Annotated in this window: 16 protein-coding genes; 6 read left to right on the plus strand and 10 right to left on the minus strand. The window is 47.1% G+C overall.

Features of this window, described 5'->3' with window-relative positions:
* The first annotated feature begins 5 nt into the window (after positions 1-5).
* From OCV68_RS06140 to eno, 6 genes are all read left to right on the plus strand, one after another.
* Positions 6-842 (plus strand): TrmH family RNA methyltransferase, encoded by an 837-nt coding sequence (locus OCV68_RS06140; protein WP_262571473.1) that lies wholly within the window; start codon positions 6-8, stop codon positions 840-842.
* A gap of 286 nt (positions 843-1,128) precedes the next feature.
* Positions 1,129-1,932: a PfkB family carbohydrate kinase gene (locus tag OCV68_RS06145; protein ID WP_262571474.1), complete on the plus strand. Its 804-nt coding sequence runs from the start codon at positions 1,129-1,131 to the stop codon at positions 1,930-1,932.
* Positions 1,933-2,051: 119 nt separating this feature from the next.
* Positions 2,052-3,110, plus strand: coding sequence for a hypothetical protein (locus OCV68_RS06150; RefSeq protein WP_262571476.1), 1,059 nt, complete (start codon positions 2,052-2,054; stop codon positions 3,108-3,110).
* 152 nt (positions 3,111-3,262) lie between these two features.
* Positions 3,263-3,751 carry an NUDIX hydrolase gene (locus tag OCV68_RS06155; protein WP_262571478.1) on the plus strand — a complete coding sequence of 163 codons (489 nt, stop codon included), beginning with the start codon at positions 3,263-3,265 and terminating at the stop codon, positions 3,749-3,751.
* 61 nt (positions 3,752-3,812) lie between these two features.
* Positions 3,813-4,034, plus strand: coding sequence for a hypothetical protein (locus OCV68_RS06160; protein WP_262571480.1), 222 nt, complete (start codon positions 3,813-3,815; stop codon positions 4,032-4,034).
* A 737-nt stretch (positions 4,035-4,771) separates the two neighbouring features.
* On the plus strand, positions 4,772-6,019 hold the full coding sequence (gene eno / locus OCV68_RS06165; protein WP_262571482.1) for a phosphopyruvate hydratase: 1,248 nt from the start codon (positions 4,772-4,774) through the stop codon (positions 6,017-6,019).
* On the opposite strand, the gene OCV68_RS06170 is transcribed toward eno, so the two are convergent.
* From OCV68_RS06170 to OCV68_RS06215, 10 genes are all read right to left on the minus strand, one after another.
* On the minus strand, positions 6,004-6,294 hold the full coding sequence (locus tag OCV68_RS06170; RefSeq protein WP_022474446.1) for a DUF1294 domain-containing protein: 291 nt from the start codon (positions 6,292-6,294) through the stop codon (positions 6,004-6,006). The two genes, eno and OCV68_RS06170, sit on opposite strands and share 16 nt — an antisense overlap.
* 9 nt (positions 6,295-6,303) lie before the next feature.
* Positions 6,304-7,548: a galactokinase gene (locus OCV68_RS06175; RefSeq protein ID WP_394803497.1), complete on the minus strand. Its 1,245-nt coding sequence runs from the start codon at positions 7,546-7,548 to the stop codon at positions 6,304-6,306.
* A 15-nt stretch (positions 7,549-7,563) separates the two neighbouring features.
* The gene (locus OCV68_RS06180) at positions 7,564-8,133 is read right to left on the minus strand and encodes a DUF4364 family protein (RefSeq protein ID WP_022474444.1); all 570 of its coding nucleotides are present in this window, start codon (positions 8,131-8,133) and stop codon (positions 7,564-7,566) included.
* 34 nt (positions 8,134-8,167) lie between these two features.
* Positions 8,168-9,259 carry a chorismate synthase gene (gene aroC / locus OCV68_RS06185; protein WP_262571485.1) on the minus strand — a complete coding sequence of 364 codons (1,092 nt, stop codon included), beginning with the start codon at positions 9,257-9,259 and terminating at the stop codon, positions 8,168-8,170.
* 27 nt (positions 9,260-9,286) lie between these two features.
* On the minus strand, positions 9,287-10,519 hold the full coding sequence (gene aroA / locus OCV68_RS06190; protein WP_147622021.1) for a 3-phosphoshikimate 1-carboxyvinyltransferase: 1,233 nt from the start codon (positions 10,517-10,519) through the stop codon (positions 9,287-9,289).
* Between the two features lie 25 nt (positions 10,520-10,544).
* The gene (aroB, locus tag OCV68_RS06195; RefSeq protein ID WP_147622022.1) at positions 10,545-11,600 is read right to left on the minus strand and encodes a 3-dehydroquinate synthase; all 1,056 of its coding nucleotides are present in this window, start codon (positions 11,598-11,600) and stop codon (positions 10,545-10,547) included.
* Between the two features lie 63 nt (positions 11,601-11,663).
* The gene (locus OCV68_RS06200; RefSeq protein WP_022474440.1) at positions 11,664-11,852 is read right to left on the minus strand and encodes a hypothetical protein; all 189 of its coding nucleotides are present in this window, start codon (positions 11,850-11,852) and stop codon (positions 11,664-11,666) included.
* A 177-nt stretch (positions 11,853-12,029) separates the two neighbouring features.
* A complete protein-coding gene (locus OCV68_RS06205; RefSeq protein WP_022474439.1) occupies positions 12,030-12,305 on the minus strand; it encodes a zinc-ribbon domain containing protein in 276 nt (91 codons plus the stop codon).
* A 126-nt stretch (positions 12,306-12,431) separates the two neighbouring features.
* Positions 12,432-13,031 (minus strand): sigma-70 family RNA polymerase sigma factor, encoded by a 600-nt coding sequence (locus OCV68_RS06210; RefSeq protein WP_147622023.1) that lies wholly within the window; start codon positions 13,029-13,031, stop codon positions 12,432-12,434.
* A 257-nt stretch (positions 13,032-13,288) separates the two neighbouring features.
* Complete coding sequence (locus OCV68_RS06215) at positions 13,289-15,664, minus strand: hypothetical protein (protein WP_262571488.1); 2,376 nt, start codon at positions 15,662-15,664, stop codon at positions 13,289-13,291.
* Positions 15,665-15,904 lie beyond the last annotated feature (240 nt).

A 15,904-nucleotide genomic window follows, 5' to 3' on the forward strand; every position in this document is an offset into this window, starting at 1 on the left:
TAAAAATGCCCATTATTGAAATAACCGACTTTTCCATGAAAGGTCCCGACGTTTATGCAAATCTTACGGAAGCTCAGCTGAGAAACCGCCTTGAACCCGAAAAGGGAATTTTCATTGCCGAAAGCCCCAAGGTCATCGACGTGGCTCTCAGAATGGGATATGAGCCTGTTTCGATCCTCACCGAGCAAAGGCATATCCACGGCGATGCGGCTGACATAATAAGCCGCTGCGGCGATATCCCCGTATATACCGCCCAGCGTGAGGTGCTGTCAAAGCTGGCAGGCTTTACGCTGACAAGGGGCGTGCTGTGCGCAATGAAGCGTCCCAAGCTCCCCACCGTGGCGGAGCTGTGCGAAGGCGCACGCAGGATAGCTGTGCTGGAAAACATCATGGACGCAACCAACATCGGCGCCATATTCCGCTCGGCGGCGGCGCTGAACATTGACGGAGTGCTTGTCACTCCCTGCTGCTGCGACCCTCTTTGCAGGCGTGCGGTGAGAGTGAGCATGGGAACTATTTTGCAGGTGCCATGGACAAGGATAGGCGAGGAGCAGTCCGACTGGCCCGAAAAGGGCATTGAAATGCTCCACAAGGCAGGTTTCAAGACTGCGGCAATGGCTCTCAGCGACCGTTCCGTAAGAATTGACGACCCTGTCCTTATGGCAGAGGAAAAGCTTGCCATAGTTCTCGGCACTGAGGGCGACGGTCTTTCCGAAAACACCATTGCGACCTGCGATTACACGGTAAAGATACCCATGTCCCACGGTGTGGACTCCCTTAATGTAGCTGCGGCTGGCGCTGTTGCGTTCTGGCAGCTGGCGGCAAAGGACAGCGGGAAGTGATATTTCCCGCTCAGTTACTTTAGAAGCGTCAAGTTTTACAAATCAAAGCTTTAAGGGGGAAATGCTAATGAAAAATAAAATTGACTTTATATGCTGTTTTTATTCATATCCCCTCAATAAAAAATATAGATGATAATTTTATTGAAAATATTAAACTTGCATTAGGTTAACTTCCATTTGGCGGTGTGTAGCCGCTCCCAACTCGTTGATACAGTTAGTTTGTAAGAATAATAAATTGTAATTCAACGGCGTGTCGCCGCTAAATCGTGACTTGTGAGGTTTTAAAATGAATAAAATTAAGCTGACTGCACTCCCTTGTATATGCGCAGATGTTTTTTATGGTACTGAAATAATCAGACCGGGAGGAGAGGCATTGAATTTTGCTGTTCACGCCTCGCACTTTAAGGATATATGTGTTACGCTTCTTGGTGTTGTCGGAAAAGATAAATATGCAGAAGCGATAATGGATTCAATAGCAAAATTCGATATTGATAAAAACCATATACGCATTGATGAAAGGTATCATACTGCAAATAATATGACTTACCTTACTGAATCAGGCGATAGGTATTATAAAGATGATTCATGGGACGGAAAAATTCTCGATAACATCGTACTGAATGATAATGAAATCAAAATCTTGTCAGGATCCGATGCAGTCTTTGTTCATTTCTGGGCCTCGTGTTTTTCGCAGGTAGTTGAACTGAAAAAAACACTTGGCTTTAAGCTTGCAGTAGATTTTGATGTTTATAGAGATTTTGCAGTTATGGAACGATATGCTCCGTATGTTGATTTCTTTATGATAAGCGGCTCGGAAGAGCTCCTGCCGAAGTTCAAAGAATTATCTAATAAATACCGCTGCCTGTTCAACGTATCACTTGCAGAACGAGGAAGCGTTACGTACTTTAATGGACAGGAATTCAGAGTACAGGCTGTGAAAGTTGAAAACATAATTGACACGACCGGATGCGGCGACAGCTATCACGCCGGATTTGTCTGCTCATATATGCTTGAAAATGATATTGAAAAGGCTATGAATGTCGGCTCCGAAATTGCAGCAGAAACCTTAAAACATTATGGAGGATTCTGAATACACAACTTTCATTTTTGCGGTGTGCCGCTGCTGCCGCCTCGTTGAGATATTTTTGAGCAAAATTTTTTATTTGCAGCTTGGTAACGTTAATTTATGTGAACAATGGAGTGATATAAATGAATGTAACGATCGAAAACGGAAAAATTATTTTCAGCGAAGATAATAGGAAATACTCATTTGATGCTCACGGAGAATATCCCCGTCCGTCATTCATGCCTGCGATAAGTGTCGGCGGAAAGCATTTATCAAACAGAAGTGGCGATATAAAAATTGAAAAGCATACAGCAGTGCAGGATGTGGCTATCGGAAATAATATGGCTGCGTGGTACATTCAGGAATTTCTGCCGGATGGGGTAGATTACAAGCTGAGCAAAAATGCAGCCATATATATCGGGGATTTTTCTGCGGGAACAGAAAAGCAGATATATAAAGGAGAATGTTACGGCGACCTTTGCTTTTATGAAAATGACCTGTTCTTTAATATGGGCAACAAGGTAGCTGTATATCACATAAACAGCGGAGAAACCGAAGTTCTTTTCAAGCATTCGGGCATCAAGAAAAGCGGACTTGAACTGCATATTACTCCAAAGCGTATCTTCTTTCAGCACTGGACACACAGCAATAACAATACAATGTGGTATGACCGTGAAACACAGCAGGTAATCAATCCGCATTTTAACGGTGCTGTTATGTTTTTCCTTGACGATGAAACTATTATTTACAGAGGTATTGATCATACCTGGATCTATGATGTTGATTCAATGAAAAAGAAACGCTTTTTCAATAATAAAAGCCGCAACAAGATAATTGATATGGTGGGAACGTTTTTCGATATTCCTAAAGAGCATATCTCCAAATACACCTCTGAATGGACACATATAACGCTTGAAAGCTTTGAGAATGGCAGGTTGTATTTTAATTGTTTCCTTTACTATTTTGAAGGATACGATGTGCCTTTTGAAGAAAAAGCCAAAAATTGTCATTCTTTTGGCCTTCCTTCAATAGTTCAAACGCAGATATCCTGCGACATATCCGGAAAAGATATTATAATAGAAGCTGACAGATCGGACATTGTAACTGAAGAAAGTTCTTACAGCTCAATCACCAAGGCAAAACTTGATTTTCTGCAGGTTACAAAAAAGGCTTTCCGAAACAGGCAGGAAGTTAACCAATAATCTGTTAGCAGTTGTTTGTTATAGCAATAATTTCTATTTGGCGGCGTTTCGCTGCTGATGCTCGTTGAGATATTTTGAGACAAACTTCTTGCTTATGGCTCGGTTACGTAAGACATCAGCAGGCACAGCCTGCAAATATGTGGGAGGAACAAATGGAATACGACTGCGGATTTAAAAAGGGTGACAACCGGTTCAGGTATCGCACAGGCGGTATTCTGATACATGATAATAAAATGCTTTTCGTAAAAAGCAATTTCGGCGATTATTATTACATGATCGGCGGCGGAGTACATCTGGGAGAGACTTCCGAAAAATGTATTGAGAGGGAAGTGTTTGAGGAATCGGGTCTCTGCGTGCGTGCAGATCATCTTGCAGTTGTGTGCGAAAACTTTTTCAAAGGTGACGGCGGAACCACCGACGGGCTTCATTGTCACGAAATAGAGTTTTATTACCGCATGAAAATCCTTGACGATGACCCGAACATTTGCAGGCACACCACAGATGACGGTGAAAAGCTGGTATGGCTGCCTCTGGATAAGATCAGTGAAAGCAATATCAGACCCTCATTCATAAAACACACCATTGACAGGATAATCGGCGGGGAGCAGATAATTCATGTTATTCAAAACGATGATAAGTGAGCTTGGCAGTGGGGTAAGCTGACAACATCAGACTAAAAACCATCATTAAAGGAGAACATCAATGGACATCACAATTATCCGCATCGCAGGAGAAATTTTAGTCACCGCAAGCATATTGGGCATCATATATTCCGTGATACGCTATCTGGGCGTTTTCATCGGGGACAGAAAAAATATCGGCAGGAAGAAAAGATATGCTCATATCTGCCTGATATGCACAGCTATGCTGGCGGCATTGTTTGTTATCAGCATTTTGCTTAGCTTGAAAAGTAATAATATGTAAGCAATATAGGAAAATTTTTACGCAGAGCTGTCTGATCCGTCCGAAAATGGCGGCGTGCGGAATATGTCTATGCGGTGATAATAATACTAATCACCAATAAAACTATAGACAAAAAATCATCGCATAATCCATATATGCAAGATTATGCTCGATTTTTTGTATAGTTTTTAATTGGTGCTTAGTATAAAATAAACGGCAGGGATATATTTTTCCTTTTTAATGCTGAATAAAGAGCAGGCAATAGGTCTGCTCTTATTTTTTGGTACGATACATTTCAACGAATCGGCTCAGGCACAGCCTATTTTATCTGTCGGAACAGACAAAATATCAGATACCGAGACTCAAATATGATTATTTACACAAAACATCTAAGCGAATAGGCTCAGGCACAGCCTATTTTATCTGTCGGGACAGACAAAATATCAGATACCGAGCCTCAAATATGATTATTTACACAAAACATCTAAGCGAATAGGCTCAGGCACAGCCTGTTTTATCTGTCGGGGCAGACAAAATATCAGGTACCGAGCCTCAAATATGATTATTTACACAAAACATCTAAGCGAATCGGCTCAGGCACAGCCTATTTTATCTGTCGGGACAGACAAAATATCAGGTACCGAGCCTCAAATATGCTTATTTACGCAAAACATCTAAGCGAATAGGCTCAGGCACAGCCTGAATAAAATTTCTTTTAAGCAGAATACTAATACAAAATCTGCGAAAGGAAGATCTGTATGAGTTTATTTGAAAGAGCAATAGTTATGGCAAAGGGCAGGGAGATACTTGATTCAAGAGGAAATCCCACTGTTGAGGCGGAAGTCCTGTTGTCGGACGGAACCGTTGGCATCGGCCGTGCTCCCAGCGGAGCCAGCACGGGCAAGTTTGAGGCGCTGGAGCTTCGTGACGGCGGAAAGCGTTACGGCGGCAAGGGCGTTCAAACTGCTGTGAAGAACATCGACACAATCATAAGCGGCGGTATCTCGGGCATGGACGCTGCACGCACAAATGATATCGACAGCCGTCTTATCGAGCTGGACAGCACCGAGGACAAGGCAAATCTCGGCGCAAACGCAATTCTTGCCGTAAGCCTTGCCTGCGCCGATGCAGGAGCAAAAAGCCTGCATATCCCCCTATACCGCTTCCTTGGCGGCGCAAACGCACATGAAATGCCTGTGCCTATGATGAACATTCTGAACGGCGGCGCTCATGCGGGCAACAATCTTGATATCCAGGAGTTTATGATTTTCCCCAAGGGTGCGCAAAGCTTTCCCGAGGGCATAAGAATGTGCTCCGAGGTGTTCCACACGCTGGCAGCCATACTGAAAGAAAAGGGGCTTAACACCGCTGTGGGCGATGAGGGCGGCTTTGCTCCCGAGCTTACCTCCGAGGGTCAGGCGCTTGACCTTATCATGGAAGCCATTGAGCGTGCAGGCTACAGCGCAGGGCAGGATTTCCTAATCTCCCTTGACGCTGCCGCCAGCGAATGGAAGGGGCAAAACGGCGGATACTATATGCCAAAGAAAAAGCTCTCCCGAACTGCGGAAGAGCTTATAAACGACTGGGAACAGGTATGCGCCAAGTACCCCATTTTCTCCATCGAAGACCCTCTTGACGAAGAGGACTGGCAGGGCTGGCAGGATATAACACGCAGACTGGGCGGAAAGGTGCGTCTGGTGGGCGACGACCTTTTTGTCACCAACACAAAGCGGCTTATCAAGGGCATTGAGAACGGCTGCGGAAACGCAATCCTCATCAAGCTCAACCAGATAGGCACTCTCAGCGAGACAATGGAAGCAGTGCGGATTGCCCGCAGAAACGGCTTTGACGCTATAATCTCCCACAGAAGCGGTGAGACCGAGGACGCTTTCATCGCCGACCTGTCCGTTGCCCTTAACACGGGACTTATAAAAACAGGTGCGCCCTCCCGTGGAGAACGCACCGCAAAATACAATCGTCTGCTGAGGATTTACGAAGAGCTGTAAAGCTTCATCAGCACAAATATTATCAGCACGCACTGGGCAGCCATTATCAGCGGAATGCCTATCATGAACCGCTTGTGCAGGGTCTTGTGGCGTATCTTCCGCATGGTGATGTACATTCCAAGGGAGCCGCCCAGTGCCGCTGTGATAAAAAGCTTCTTCTCGGGGACACGCATTGCCCCCGACTTTGCAAGCTTTTTGTCGCTTACCGTGATAACCACGGCGTAAAAATTTATTACCAGCAGATATATCAGGAAAAGTATCAGATAATTTTCCATTTACTTACGTCAGATGACTTCAGTGCCGCCAACGGGACGGATATACAGCTTGTAGCAGCTGCCCTTGCCGAATACCTTTTCCATCTTCTCGGCATATTCCTCGGTCATGTCGGAGGGAACGAATGCCTGAATGGTTCCCGCAAAGCCGCCGCCGTGAACTCTCACTGCTCCCCTGCCTGCAAGGATATTTTCGGACATATAAAGACCGATGACCAGACCCTGCTCAGCAGGAGCCTTGGTGGCAAAAATGTTCTGGAGATACTTGAAGGAGCTGTTTCCGCTTTCGGTAACAAGCTTTAAGAAGCCGTTGATATCGCCGCCTCTGAGTGCAGCAGCTTCCTTGCCAACTCTCTCGTTGTCGTCAAAAAAGTGAAAAGCTCTTGCAACGGCTCTGTCGCCGCATGCCTTTCTTACTTCTGCAATATTTTCGATGAGCTGCTCCTTGGTGATGTCTCTCAGCTCGCTCTTGCCGAAGAACTTAGCCACTGACTTCATCTCAACGGGAATAGCCGCATATTCGGGTGTAAGGTCAGCGTGATTGCCCTTGGTATCAACGATGCAAAGGTTATAGCCCGATGCCGCAAAGTCATAGGAAATAGCATCGATAACAGGGTTTTCGGTGTCTTTGAAATCAATGGTGATAAATCCGCCGACGGAGGAAGCCATCTGGTCCATAAGTCCGGAGGGCTTGCCGAAATAAACGTTCTCGGCATGCTGAGCTATCTGGGCGATCTTGACTGCGCTTACCTTGCCTTCATTGTAAAGGTAGGAGAAAATAGTTCCGATAAGCACCTCAAATGCCGCAGAGGAGGAAAGTCCGCTGCCCTTGAGCACGTTTGAAGTGGTATATGCCTTAAATCCGCCGACCTTGAAGCCTGCGTTCTTAAAGCCTGCCGCAACACCTCTTATAAGTGAAGCGGAGGAGTTCTTCTCGCTGTCCTTTACCTCGGTATCGGAGATATCCACCACGTCCTCGGGGAAGCCCTCGGACTTGACGGAAACAACGCTGCCCTCGGCCATGGAAACTACAGCGATAACGTCCAGACCAACAGCCGCAGCCATTACGCAGCCTCTGTTATGGTCGGTGTGGTTTCCGCCTACTTCCGTTCTGCCGGGAGCAGAAAAAATTCTTATATTGTCAGCCTTGCCGTAGATATCCTCAAAGGCTTTTTCGGCAGCGGCATAGCGCTCCTTCTGCATTGAAACGGCAGCAGCGCCGTAAAGCTTTTCAAGAGTTTTTTCACTGATATTCATATTATGCCTCCATTATCAAAGGTATTTTTCCACATCTATCTTTTCTGCCTGATTGTTCAGAAGATATTCCAGAATATTCTTATAAGCACCCATGGGATTCGCCTTTATCTTTTCGGAGATAAGCTCCGCCTGAGAATGGTCGGGAGCATAGAAGCTCATGCTGATAAGCTCGGTATTTCCGTCACGGAGTCTGAAGCTTACAGTGCTGCCGTCCTCATTATCGCTGATATCGCAGCTGCACATTCCCTCGTTTTCCTCTCTCACAAAGAAAGAAAATGCGGAGTGGAGCAGCTTTTTTCTGAACACCAGCGGAATGTAGCGGTTAAAATACTCCGAACCTAACCTGCCCTTTTCTGTGATGCTTATTATCCGCCTGCCGTCCTCCTCGGTAACTTCAACGGAGCCGTTGGCGATAAGCTCTTCAAGAGCGTCGGAAAAGAAAAAGTAGCTGATAACGCCGCTGTCCTCAGAAATGAGCCTGAGCTGCTCCTCGGTGACAGTGCGGTTGAGCTTGTCAAGTATGTAGCACAGCAGAATTTTAACGCTGTGGACTGAATTCATTTCAGGATCGGGACGATGACTCATCTTGAGCTTCCTTTCTCTTGTTCCCTGCACCCCTTCAAAAGTTGGGGTAATCCAGCATATGGGACAGGATAGCGATATTTGCCGCCGCCTCCACAACGGGTACTGCTCTGAGCACCACGCAGGGGTCATGCCTGCCCTTTACCTCGATGACCTCGTTGGAAAGGCTGCTGTAATCAATGGTCTCCTGGGGCTGTGCGATAGAGGGAGTGGGCTTGAAAGCCACTCTGAAAACAATGGGCATTCCGCTGGAAATGCCGCCCAGGATACCGCCGTGGTTATTGGTCTTGGTCTTTACGTGGCCGTGGTCGTCAACATAGAAATCGTCGTTGTTCTGGCTACCCAGCATTTTTGATGCGTTGAAGCCTGCGCCGAACTCGATTCCCTTTACTGCGGGAATGCCGAACACCAGCTGTGCGATAGTGTTTTCCAGTCCCTCGAACATGGGCGAGCCTATGCCTGCGGGAACGTTTGTTATAGCGCACTCCACAACTCCGCCAACGCTGTCCATGCACTCTCTTGCCTTGGCAATATCGTCGTACATAGCCTGTCCCTTTTTGTCGTTGAGGACAGGTATCTTCTTATGGCGGACTTTAAGGATAGTCTCCCTGTCGATATTGCAGGGGTCAAATGCAGTGTCCTTGATGTTGTGTATCTGTGCGATATGTGCGCCGGTGTATATGCTTCTGCGCTCCAGTATCTGACCGCAGACAGCGCCTGCGAATACCAAAGGAGCGGTAAGTCTGCCTGAGAAATGGCCGCCGCCTCTTACGTCGTTAAAGCCTCTGTATCTTACTGCGCCTGTATAATCCGCATGGCCGGGGCGTGCAAGGTGGGAGATGTTTCCGTAATCCTTGGAATGCTGGTCGGTGTTCTGGATAAGCGCCATGAGAGGAGTTCCCGTGGTGCGGTTATTGAGCATACCCGACATGATGCTGGGCAGATCGGCTTCCTTTCTGTGGGTGGAGGTTGCGTCCTGACGGGGCGCACGCCTTGCCATGAACTCCCTGAGCTGCTCTAAGTCGATATACTCCCCGGGAGGAAGGTTGTCCATAGTCACGCCGATAGCGGGACCGTGGGATTCCCCGAATATGGAGATGCTGATGTTATGGTTCCAGAATGAGGACATTGTGGTTCTCCTTTCGATCTAAACGGCTCACAGGACTTCAAATTCTCCGCCCAGAGCCTTAAAATCCTCGAAAAATCGGGGATAGCTTTTATTGACAGCCTCCGCACCCCTGATGATAACAGGAGCGTCCGAAGCGGTAGCGGCAATGGCAGCAGCCATAACGATGCGGTGGTCGTTGCAGGGATCCACTTCACCGCCCGTGAACTTATCAACGTGCTGCATTTCAAGGAAATCATCGCCTGCCGTGACCTTTCCGCCGATGGCGTTAAGTGCGTCGGCAATGGCAGTGATGCGGTCGCTCTCCTTTATTTTAAGGCGGGCGGCATTCACTATCCTGGACGTTCCCTTTGTAAAGCAGCCAAGCACCGCAAGAATGGGCACAAGGTCGGGGATATCGCCCACATCAACGGTGAACGGCTCCAGACCATCTCCTGTGCTGCTTTTTTCGATTATATCAACGATAGCCTTGTCGCCCTGAACAGAATCGGGGATAAGATTTTTCACTCTTATCTCTGAGCCGAGGGCATTGGCTGTGAAGAAAAACGCCGCCTGAGAATAATCGCCCTCAACGCTTACACGGCAGGGAGAATACTTCTGACCGCCCTTGATAAGGTACATGGGCAGTCCGCCAAGCTTTGTTTCGTATATGTTTATGCCAAAGTTTTTCAGCGCCGCTATGGTCATATCCGCATAGGGCTTTGACTGCAAAGGCGAGGTGAGCTTTATTACCGAGTCCTCCTCGCACAGGGGCAGGGCGAACATAAGTCCTGTGATGAACTGGGAGGAAACGTCCCCCTCCAGCAGATACTCCCCTGCTGTGAGTCTGCCGCTTATTGTCATGGGCAGACCGCTTTGGGGCTCAAAGGATATCCCCTTTTTTGAAAATTCTCGGACATAGGGAGTGTAGGGCCTTTCGGGCAGCTTTCCGTGACCTCTGAATGTGGCATTTGTGCCCAGTGCCGCCGCCACGGGGATAATAAAGCGCAGTGTGGAGCCGCTTTCGCCGCAGTCGATATCTGCCTTTGCAGCAGGAGCTTTTATTCCACGGACGGTATAAACATCGCCGTCCGCCAACACGTCAGCCCCCAGAGCCTCCATTGCACCTGCTGTCACCTTTATATCGTTGGAACCTGTTACATTGGATATCTCAGAAATGCCGCCTGCAAGAGCCGCAGCGATTATCATTCTGTGGGAATAGCTTTTTGAAGAGGGGGCGTTCAGGGTTCCGATAAGCTTTGAGGGGTATATTTTAACGTCCATATCTTAAACCATCTTTCCGAAAAACTTATGCAAGGAAATCATTGAAATCGGCTACTGACATTTTCACTGCCGATGACTTTCCTATATCCGAGCAGATTATCACATGGATAGAGCTGCCGTCACGCTTCTTGTCGTTCATGCAGGCGCTTCCCAGCTGTGCGGGAGTAGGCCCGATGTCCCTTGTAAGCTCATATTTTTTCAGGCAGCCGCAAAGGTCAGCTGTAAGTCCCTTTCGGCACATTCCACGCTTTTCGGCAAGGTCGGTGATTATCTCCATGCCCTTTGCAACGGCTCTGCCGTGGGAAATTCCCGTGTAATGGTAATACTGCTCGATGGAGTGGCCAAGAGTGTGGCCAAAGTTCAGGAGCATTCTCTCGCCCTTGTCAAACTCGTCCGCCTCAACAACATCTCTTTTTATGGCAACACAGCGGGCGATAATATCGTCCATTACCTCATGGACTGTGTTGATATCGTGGTTCATAAGAATGCCGAAAAGCTCGTCCGACTTTATCATTCCGTACTTTACCACCTCGCCCATTCCGTCAACTAAAAAGTCATGGGGAAGCGACTTCAGCGCACCTGTGTCACAGAGCACCAGCTTTGGCTGCTTGAATGCGCCCACCAGATTTTTCCCCTCTGGGATATCAATAGCCGTTTTTCCGCCAACTGACGAATCCACCTGAGCCAGCAGGGATGTGGGGAGCTGAACGAAATCCATTCCCCTGAGATATGTAGCGGAAGCATATCCTGCCATATCCCCTGTTACTCCGCCGCCAAGGGCTGCGATGCAGTCGGTACGGGTAAAGTGGTTTGCGGCAAGGAAGCTGTATATCTTATTAAGTGTATCGGAGCATTTTGAGGCTTCTCCGTGAGGGAAAACGAACTTTCTTACATCAAATCCGCTTTCTTTAAGTGACTTTTCAACTGTTCCCGAATATATTCTGTCAACATTATCGTCGGTTATAAGGGCGATTTTCTCGGCTACGGTTACGCTGCTAACGTATTTTCCGCAGTTTTCCAGGAGTCCGCTTCCGATAATTACATCATATTTAACAGATGCGTTTACGGTAATTGTAATCATTGTGATCTGTCCTTTCGGGAAAAATAAACGGCTCTGCAAAAGCAGGCAGAGCCGTAGCTGTTATTACTGCATATCCTGCAAAGCGGCCTCGGCGTCAGCAATCTGCTGTTCACGCATATCGCCGATGCTCTCCATCTCGGAGGATTCCTCGCTTACATATTCGGAGCCCTGCACCACAGGGTTATCCTCTTTCTGGCAGGCAGACAGTGTAAGTGCAAGCAGAGCAGCTGCAAATATCATTGTTTTTTTCATAACATACCCTCCCATACACGATTTTTGACGCATTTATACTCTTACATTATAAAATATTTTTGCAGCTATGTCAATAGTTTTGGGGTAATTTCACGATGTAAAGCAGCAAAACAAGGCAGTAAAAAAAAGCGGACCGCCGAAGCGATCCGCTGATGTTTCACACAAAATGAACAGAGATTATTCTTCCTTCATCTTTGCGAAGCACTCGCTGCAATATACAGGACGATCCTCTCTGGGCTTGAAAGGAACCTTTGCTACGCCGCCGCAGGAAGCGCAGGTAGCCTCGTACATTTCTCTTTCAGCCTTAGCGCCGTTCTTACGTGCGTTGCGGCAGCTCTTACATCTCTGAGGCTCATTCTCGAAGCCCTTTTCAGCATAGAACTCCTGCTCGCCGGCAGTGAAAACGAACTCTGCGCCGCATTCCTTGCATACTAATGTCTTGTCTTGGTACATTTGATTTCCCTCGCTTAAATAAAAATAATTTGGACCTGAGGACGGACTCACACCGACACCTTTGATAAAACAACGCTCTATAAGATTAAGCTACTTGGCCATATGATAAGAGCCATGCTCTTATGTTCATTTCTCGTCCGCAATCTTTCCTTTGAGCTTGCGGCGTGCTCTTGAAACGGCATTTTCAGCCGATTTCACGGAAATGTTCAGCTTCTTTGCGATCTCCTCTGAAGTAAGACCTGTGATGCTGAGCCTGAATATCTCATACTCCATGGGAGAAAGGGTATCCTCCAGCTCCCTGAACAGTTCACGCTGGATAATGATATTTTCGGGAGTAAGGTTATCTTCCCCCTTGTCCTCATCGCTGCCCTCCTCGGTGCTTTGCAGCCTGGAAAGCTTTGCGGCGGCGGTCTTCATACGGTTGACCACGCAGGAATAGGCATATGATGAAAACGCTGTGCCCTTATCTCTGCTGTAGTGGCGTATGGCGCCGAGGAAACCCAGCACGCCCTCCTGCACGAAATCATCGCACACAGATGCGGAACCGCACATTGAAGCGGCTTTGCTCTTGATAAATCCGAAGTACCTATAGATAAGCTCGGACGCTGCGGGAACGGAAAGCCGCCCTCCACGGCATCTTTCAACCAGCTCCTCATCGGAGCAGGACGACAGGCTGTCGCATGGATCTTCGCTGCGACCACCAAAGTCAGCACGGTCAGCGGTCATATAAGGCCTCCGAAATCATCATAATTGTATGAAAATATATATTCACTTTTAATATTGTACCCGAAAAAGCTTTTTTTGTCAAGGGGCTTTTTAATAAATTATAAACTCAATACAAATATTTGTTGCAAAACATATTATTTCAACTTGTTTTTTGGCTATTTTGCTCACACAGGAAAAATATCAAGGTAAAATTTAGTAAAAAATATAACAGCCCCGCCGCCGTTAAGCGACAGGGCTGAGAAATATGCTTATGAAAATTATGCTACAACTGAGATATCAAAGATATCAACTATGCCGCTCAGATCCTGAGAATCAACAAAGCTGATGTCGCTCTTGTTTGCGGTAGGAGTTGCATATACGATGTCGGAAGAGCTGATGGAGGTCCATGCGCCGTTTACATAAGCCTTTACTGCAAAGCCGTACTTAACGCCGTTGGTAAGACCTGTTACATACATACCGTTTGCGGTTCTGTAGCCTGCTACTGACCACTTGCCGTTGAGGTAGGTGTAAACTGCGTAGTTGGTTGCACCGCTTACTGTTGTCCAGTTAAGTGCTACCTGACCGTTCTGACCCTGAGCCTTTGTGATAACGGGCTTTGCGGAAGCTGCAACGGGAGTTGCATAAACGATGTCGGAGGAGCTGATAGCAGACCATGTGCCGTTTACGTAAGCCTTTACTGCGAAGCCGTACTTAACGCCGTTGGTAAGACCTGTTACATACATACCTGTTGCTGTTCTGTAGCCTGCTACTGACCACTTGCCGTTGAGGTAGGTGTAAACTGCGTAGTTTGTTGCTCCGCTTACTGTTGTCCAGTTAAGAGCCACCTGACCGTCCTGAGCCTGAGCCTTTGTGATAACAGGCTTTGCTACTGCTGCTGCGGGTGTTGCATAAACGATATCGGAGGAACTGATAGCGGACCATGCGCCGTTTACGTAAGCCTTTACTGCAAAGCCGTACTTAACGCCGTTGGTAAGACCTGTTACATACATACCTGTTGCTGTTCTGTAGCCTGCAACTGCCCACTTGCCGTTTACATAGGTATAAACTGCGTAGTTGGTAGCACCGCTTACAGCAGACCAGTTAAGTGCAACCTGACCGTCGCCTGCCTTTGCGGAAGTAATCTTGGGCTTTGCAACTGCGCTGCCCTGAACGTTTGCGTAAACGATGTTTCCGCCGGTGATGCCTGTCCATACGTTAGTCTTGGTAACGGGGTTGCCAAAAAGTGCTCTTACAACGAAGCCGCATCTGCCGCTTACTGTCATGTTCTTGATTGTGTAGGAAAGGTACTTGGTGTTTGCGTTATTAACTGCTGCGACCTTGCCTGCGTATGTATATTTGCCGTTTGTGTAGGTGTAGATAGCGTATTCGGAAGCGCCGAGAGCATTCTTGAAGTAAACAGTTGCCTGACCTGCCGCATTGGACTCTACTCTGGTGTAGATGTTAAGGGGCATATCAGTTGCATAGGTGGGGTAAGTAAAGGTCTTCTTCATGCAGTCCTCTACAACATAACCGCCTGATGTTGCGCCGTCGTCAAAGATAGCGTGGAGAACGCCGGGGCCTCTGTTGAATGCAGCGTAATATACATAGTCGTAATTATAGTATGCGGTGTAGGACTGGTTCATTGCTGTAAGGCAGGTCTCATACCACTTGCCGTTGATCTTTACCATGTTCCATGCGTGGTCGTCACTTACAACGCCTGTGCAGTCGATGCCTGCCTTGTGGCAGAAGTATGTGAAGGTCTTGGAGAAGCCTGCGCATACGCACTGCTTATCCAGGAGGCAGCCTACGATAGTCTGGTTTGCCTTTTCGGCAACGATGCTTCCGTCGCTTGCAAGGTGATACTTGGAGTTTGCGCAGATAAGCTCAGCGATCTTGGTCTCCTTTGCAAGTGCATCGGGGCAAGCATTGATCGACTTCATCCAGCTGTTTGTGATATCATCGAGCTTCTGCTTTGCAGCTGTTCTTACAGAACCGTTCTGGTAGTTGTTGTAGGTAATGAACAGAATATACTTTGTACCGTCGGTACCGGTACCTGTTGCCACAGTATCATTGAAGAAATACTGGGGATTGGAGTACATGAAAGCATATGTCATTGCCATTGACTTGTCAAGATCGGTGTAGGGAATCATGTAGAAAATATCATAACCTGACAGTGTTGTTACCGAAAAGTTCTTTTTGCTTGAAAGAATGGTATCAAAGTCAGAAGCCAGCTGCTGATATGTTTTCTGATATGCAGCGGGGAGCTGAGCGTAATAATAATCGGAAGTGTAGTTATAAGATGCGTCCTGAGTCTCGGTGAAAGCCTCAGCGCCGTCTGCCTGCTCTGCTCTGAGCTTATCCATGCTTGCTTCCAGAGATGCAAACATCTCGTCAGTGTCAACGTCGGAAAGGTCGATCTCAATGCTGGGAGCAACGCCGCCCATAGTCTTGTAAGCCATAGGAAGCTCGGTGTAAGCGTCATCATATGACACGTCATAAGCTTCGTCCATAAGCTCGGTGCCGACAAAATCGCCCTCGCCCATATCCTGAACGTCTGTGTAATCGAAGCTGTCAGCAAAGACTGCTGCGCTGCACTGAGCCGCAAGAGCTGCCGCTGCCAATGCCGAAATTACCTTTAATGTTTTCTTTTTCAATTCGTATCCTCCGTCCATAACAATATTAACCTGTTGATGCTTCTTTACTCTGCTAAACCGCAAAATATAATTTTATTATAACTTATTATCCTAAATATGTCAAGAATATTTTATCAAAATTTATTATACTTATTCTCTTTATTTTTATATAAAACATATCAAAAAATGTTTATGCTAAAATTTATAAAGAAAGGCGGCACGAAAACCGTGCCGCCTTTAAAATATGAACTTTTGTAAATG

The sequence above is a fragment of the Huintestinicola butyrica genome (assembly GCF_025567215.1).
GTDB lineage: Bacteria > Bacillota > Clostridia > Oscillospirales > Ruminococcaceae > Huintestinicola > Huintestinicola butyrica.

Bases quoted from the DNA above. Each gene is read 5' to 3' on its own strand.
- OCV68_RS06175 (WP_394803497.1), bottom strand. From the start codon at position 7,548: ATGAATATCAGTGAAAAAACTCTTGAAAAGCTTTACGGCGCTGCTGCC.
- OCV68_RS06160 (WP_262571480.1), top strand. From the start codon at position 3,813: ATGGACATCACAATTATCCGCATCGCAGGAGAAATTTTAGTCACCGCA.
- OCV68_RS06205 (WP_022474439.1), bottom strand. From the start codon at position 12,305: ATGTACCAAGACAAGACATTAGTATGCAAGGAATGCGGCGCAGAGTTC.
- OCV68_RS06145 (WP_262571474.1), top strand. From the start codon at position 1,129: ATGAATAAAATTAAGCTGACTGCACTCCCTTGTATATGCGCAGATGTT.
- OCV68_RS06150 (WP_262571476.1), top strand. From the start codon at position 2,052: ATGAATGTAACGATCGAAAACGGAAAAATTATTTTCAGCGAAGATAAT.
- aroA (WP_147622021.1), bottom strand. From the start codon at position 10,519: ATGGACGTTAAAATATACCCCTCAAAGCTTATCGGAACCCTGAACGCC.
- OCV68_RS06210 (WP_147622023.1), bottom strand. From the start codon at position 13,031: ATGACCGCTGACCGTGCTGACTTTGGTGGTCGCAGCGAAGATCCATGC.
- aroB (WP_147622022.1), bottom strand. From the start codon at position 11,600: ATGATTACAATTACCGTAAACGCATCTGTTAAATATGATGTAATTATC.
- OCV68_RS06170 (WP_022474446.1), bottom strand. From the start codon at position 6,294: ATGGAAAATTATCTGATACTTTTCCTGATATATCTGCTGGTAATAAAT.
- OCV68_RS06140 (WP_262571473.1), top strand. From the start codon at position 6: ATGCCCATTATTGAAATAACCGACTTTTCCATGAAAGGTCCCGACGTT.
- OCV68_RS06155 (WP_262571478.1), top strand. From the start codon at position 3,263: ATGGAATACGACTGCGGATTTAAAAAGGGTGACAACCGGTTCAGGTAT.
- aroC (WP_262571485.1), bottom strand. From the start codon at position 9,259: ATGTCCTCATTCTGGAACCATAACATCAGCATCTCCATATTCGGGGAA.
- OCV68_RS06200 (WP_022474440.1), bottom strand. From the start codon at position 11,852: ATGAAAAAAACAATGATATTTGCAGCTGCTCTGCTTGCACTTACACTG.
- eno (WP_262571482.1), top strand. From the start codon at position 4,772: ATGAGTTTATTTGAAAGAGCAATAGTTATGGCAAAGGGCAGGGAGATA.
- OCV68_RS06180 (WP_022474444.1), bottom strand. From the start codon at position 8,133: ATGAGTCATCGTCCCGATCCTGAAATGAATTCAGTCCACAGCGTTAAA.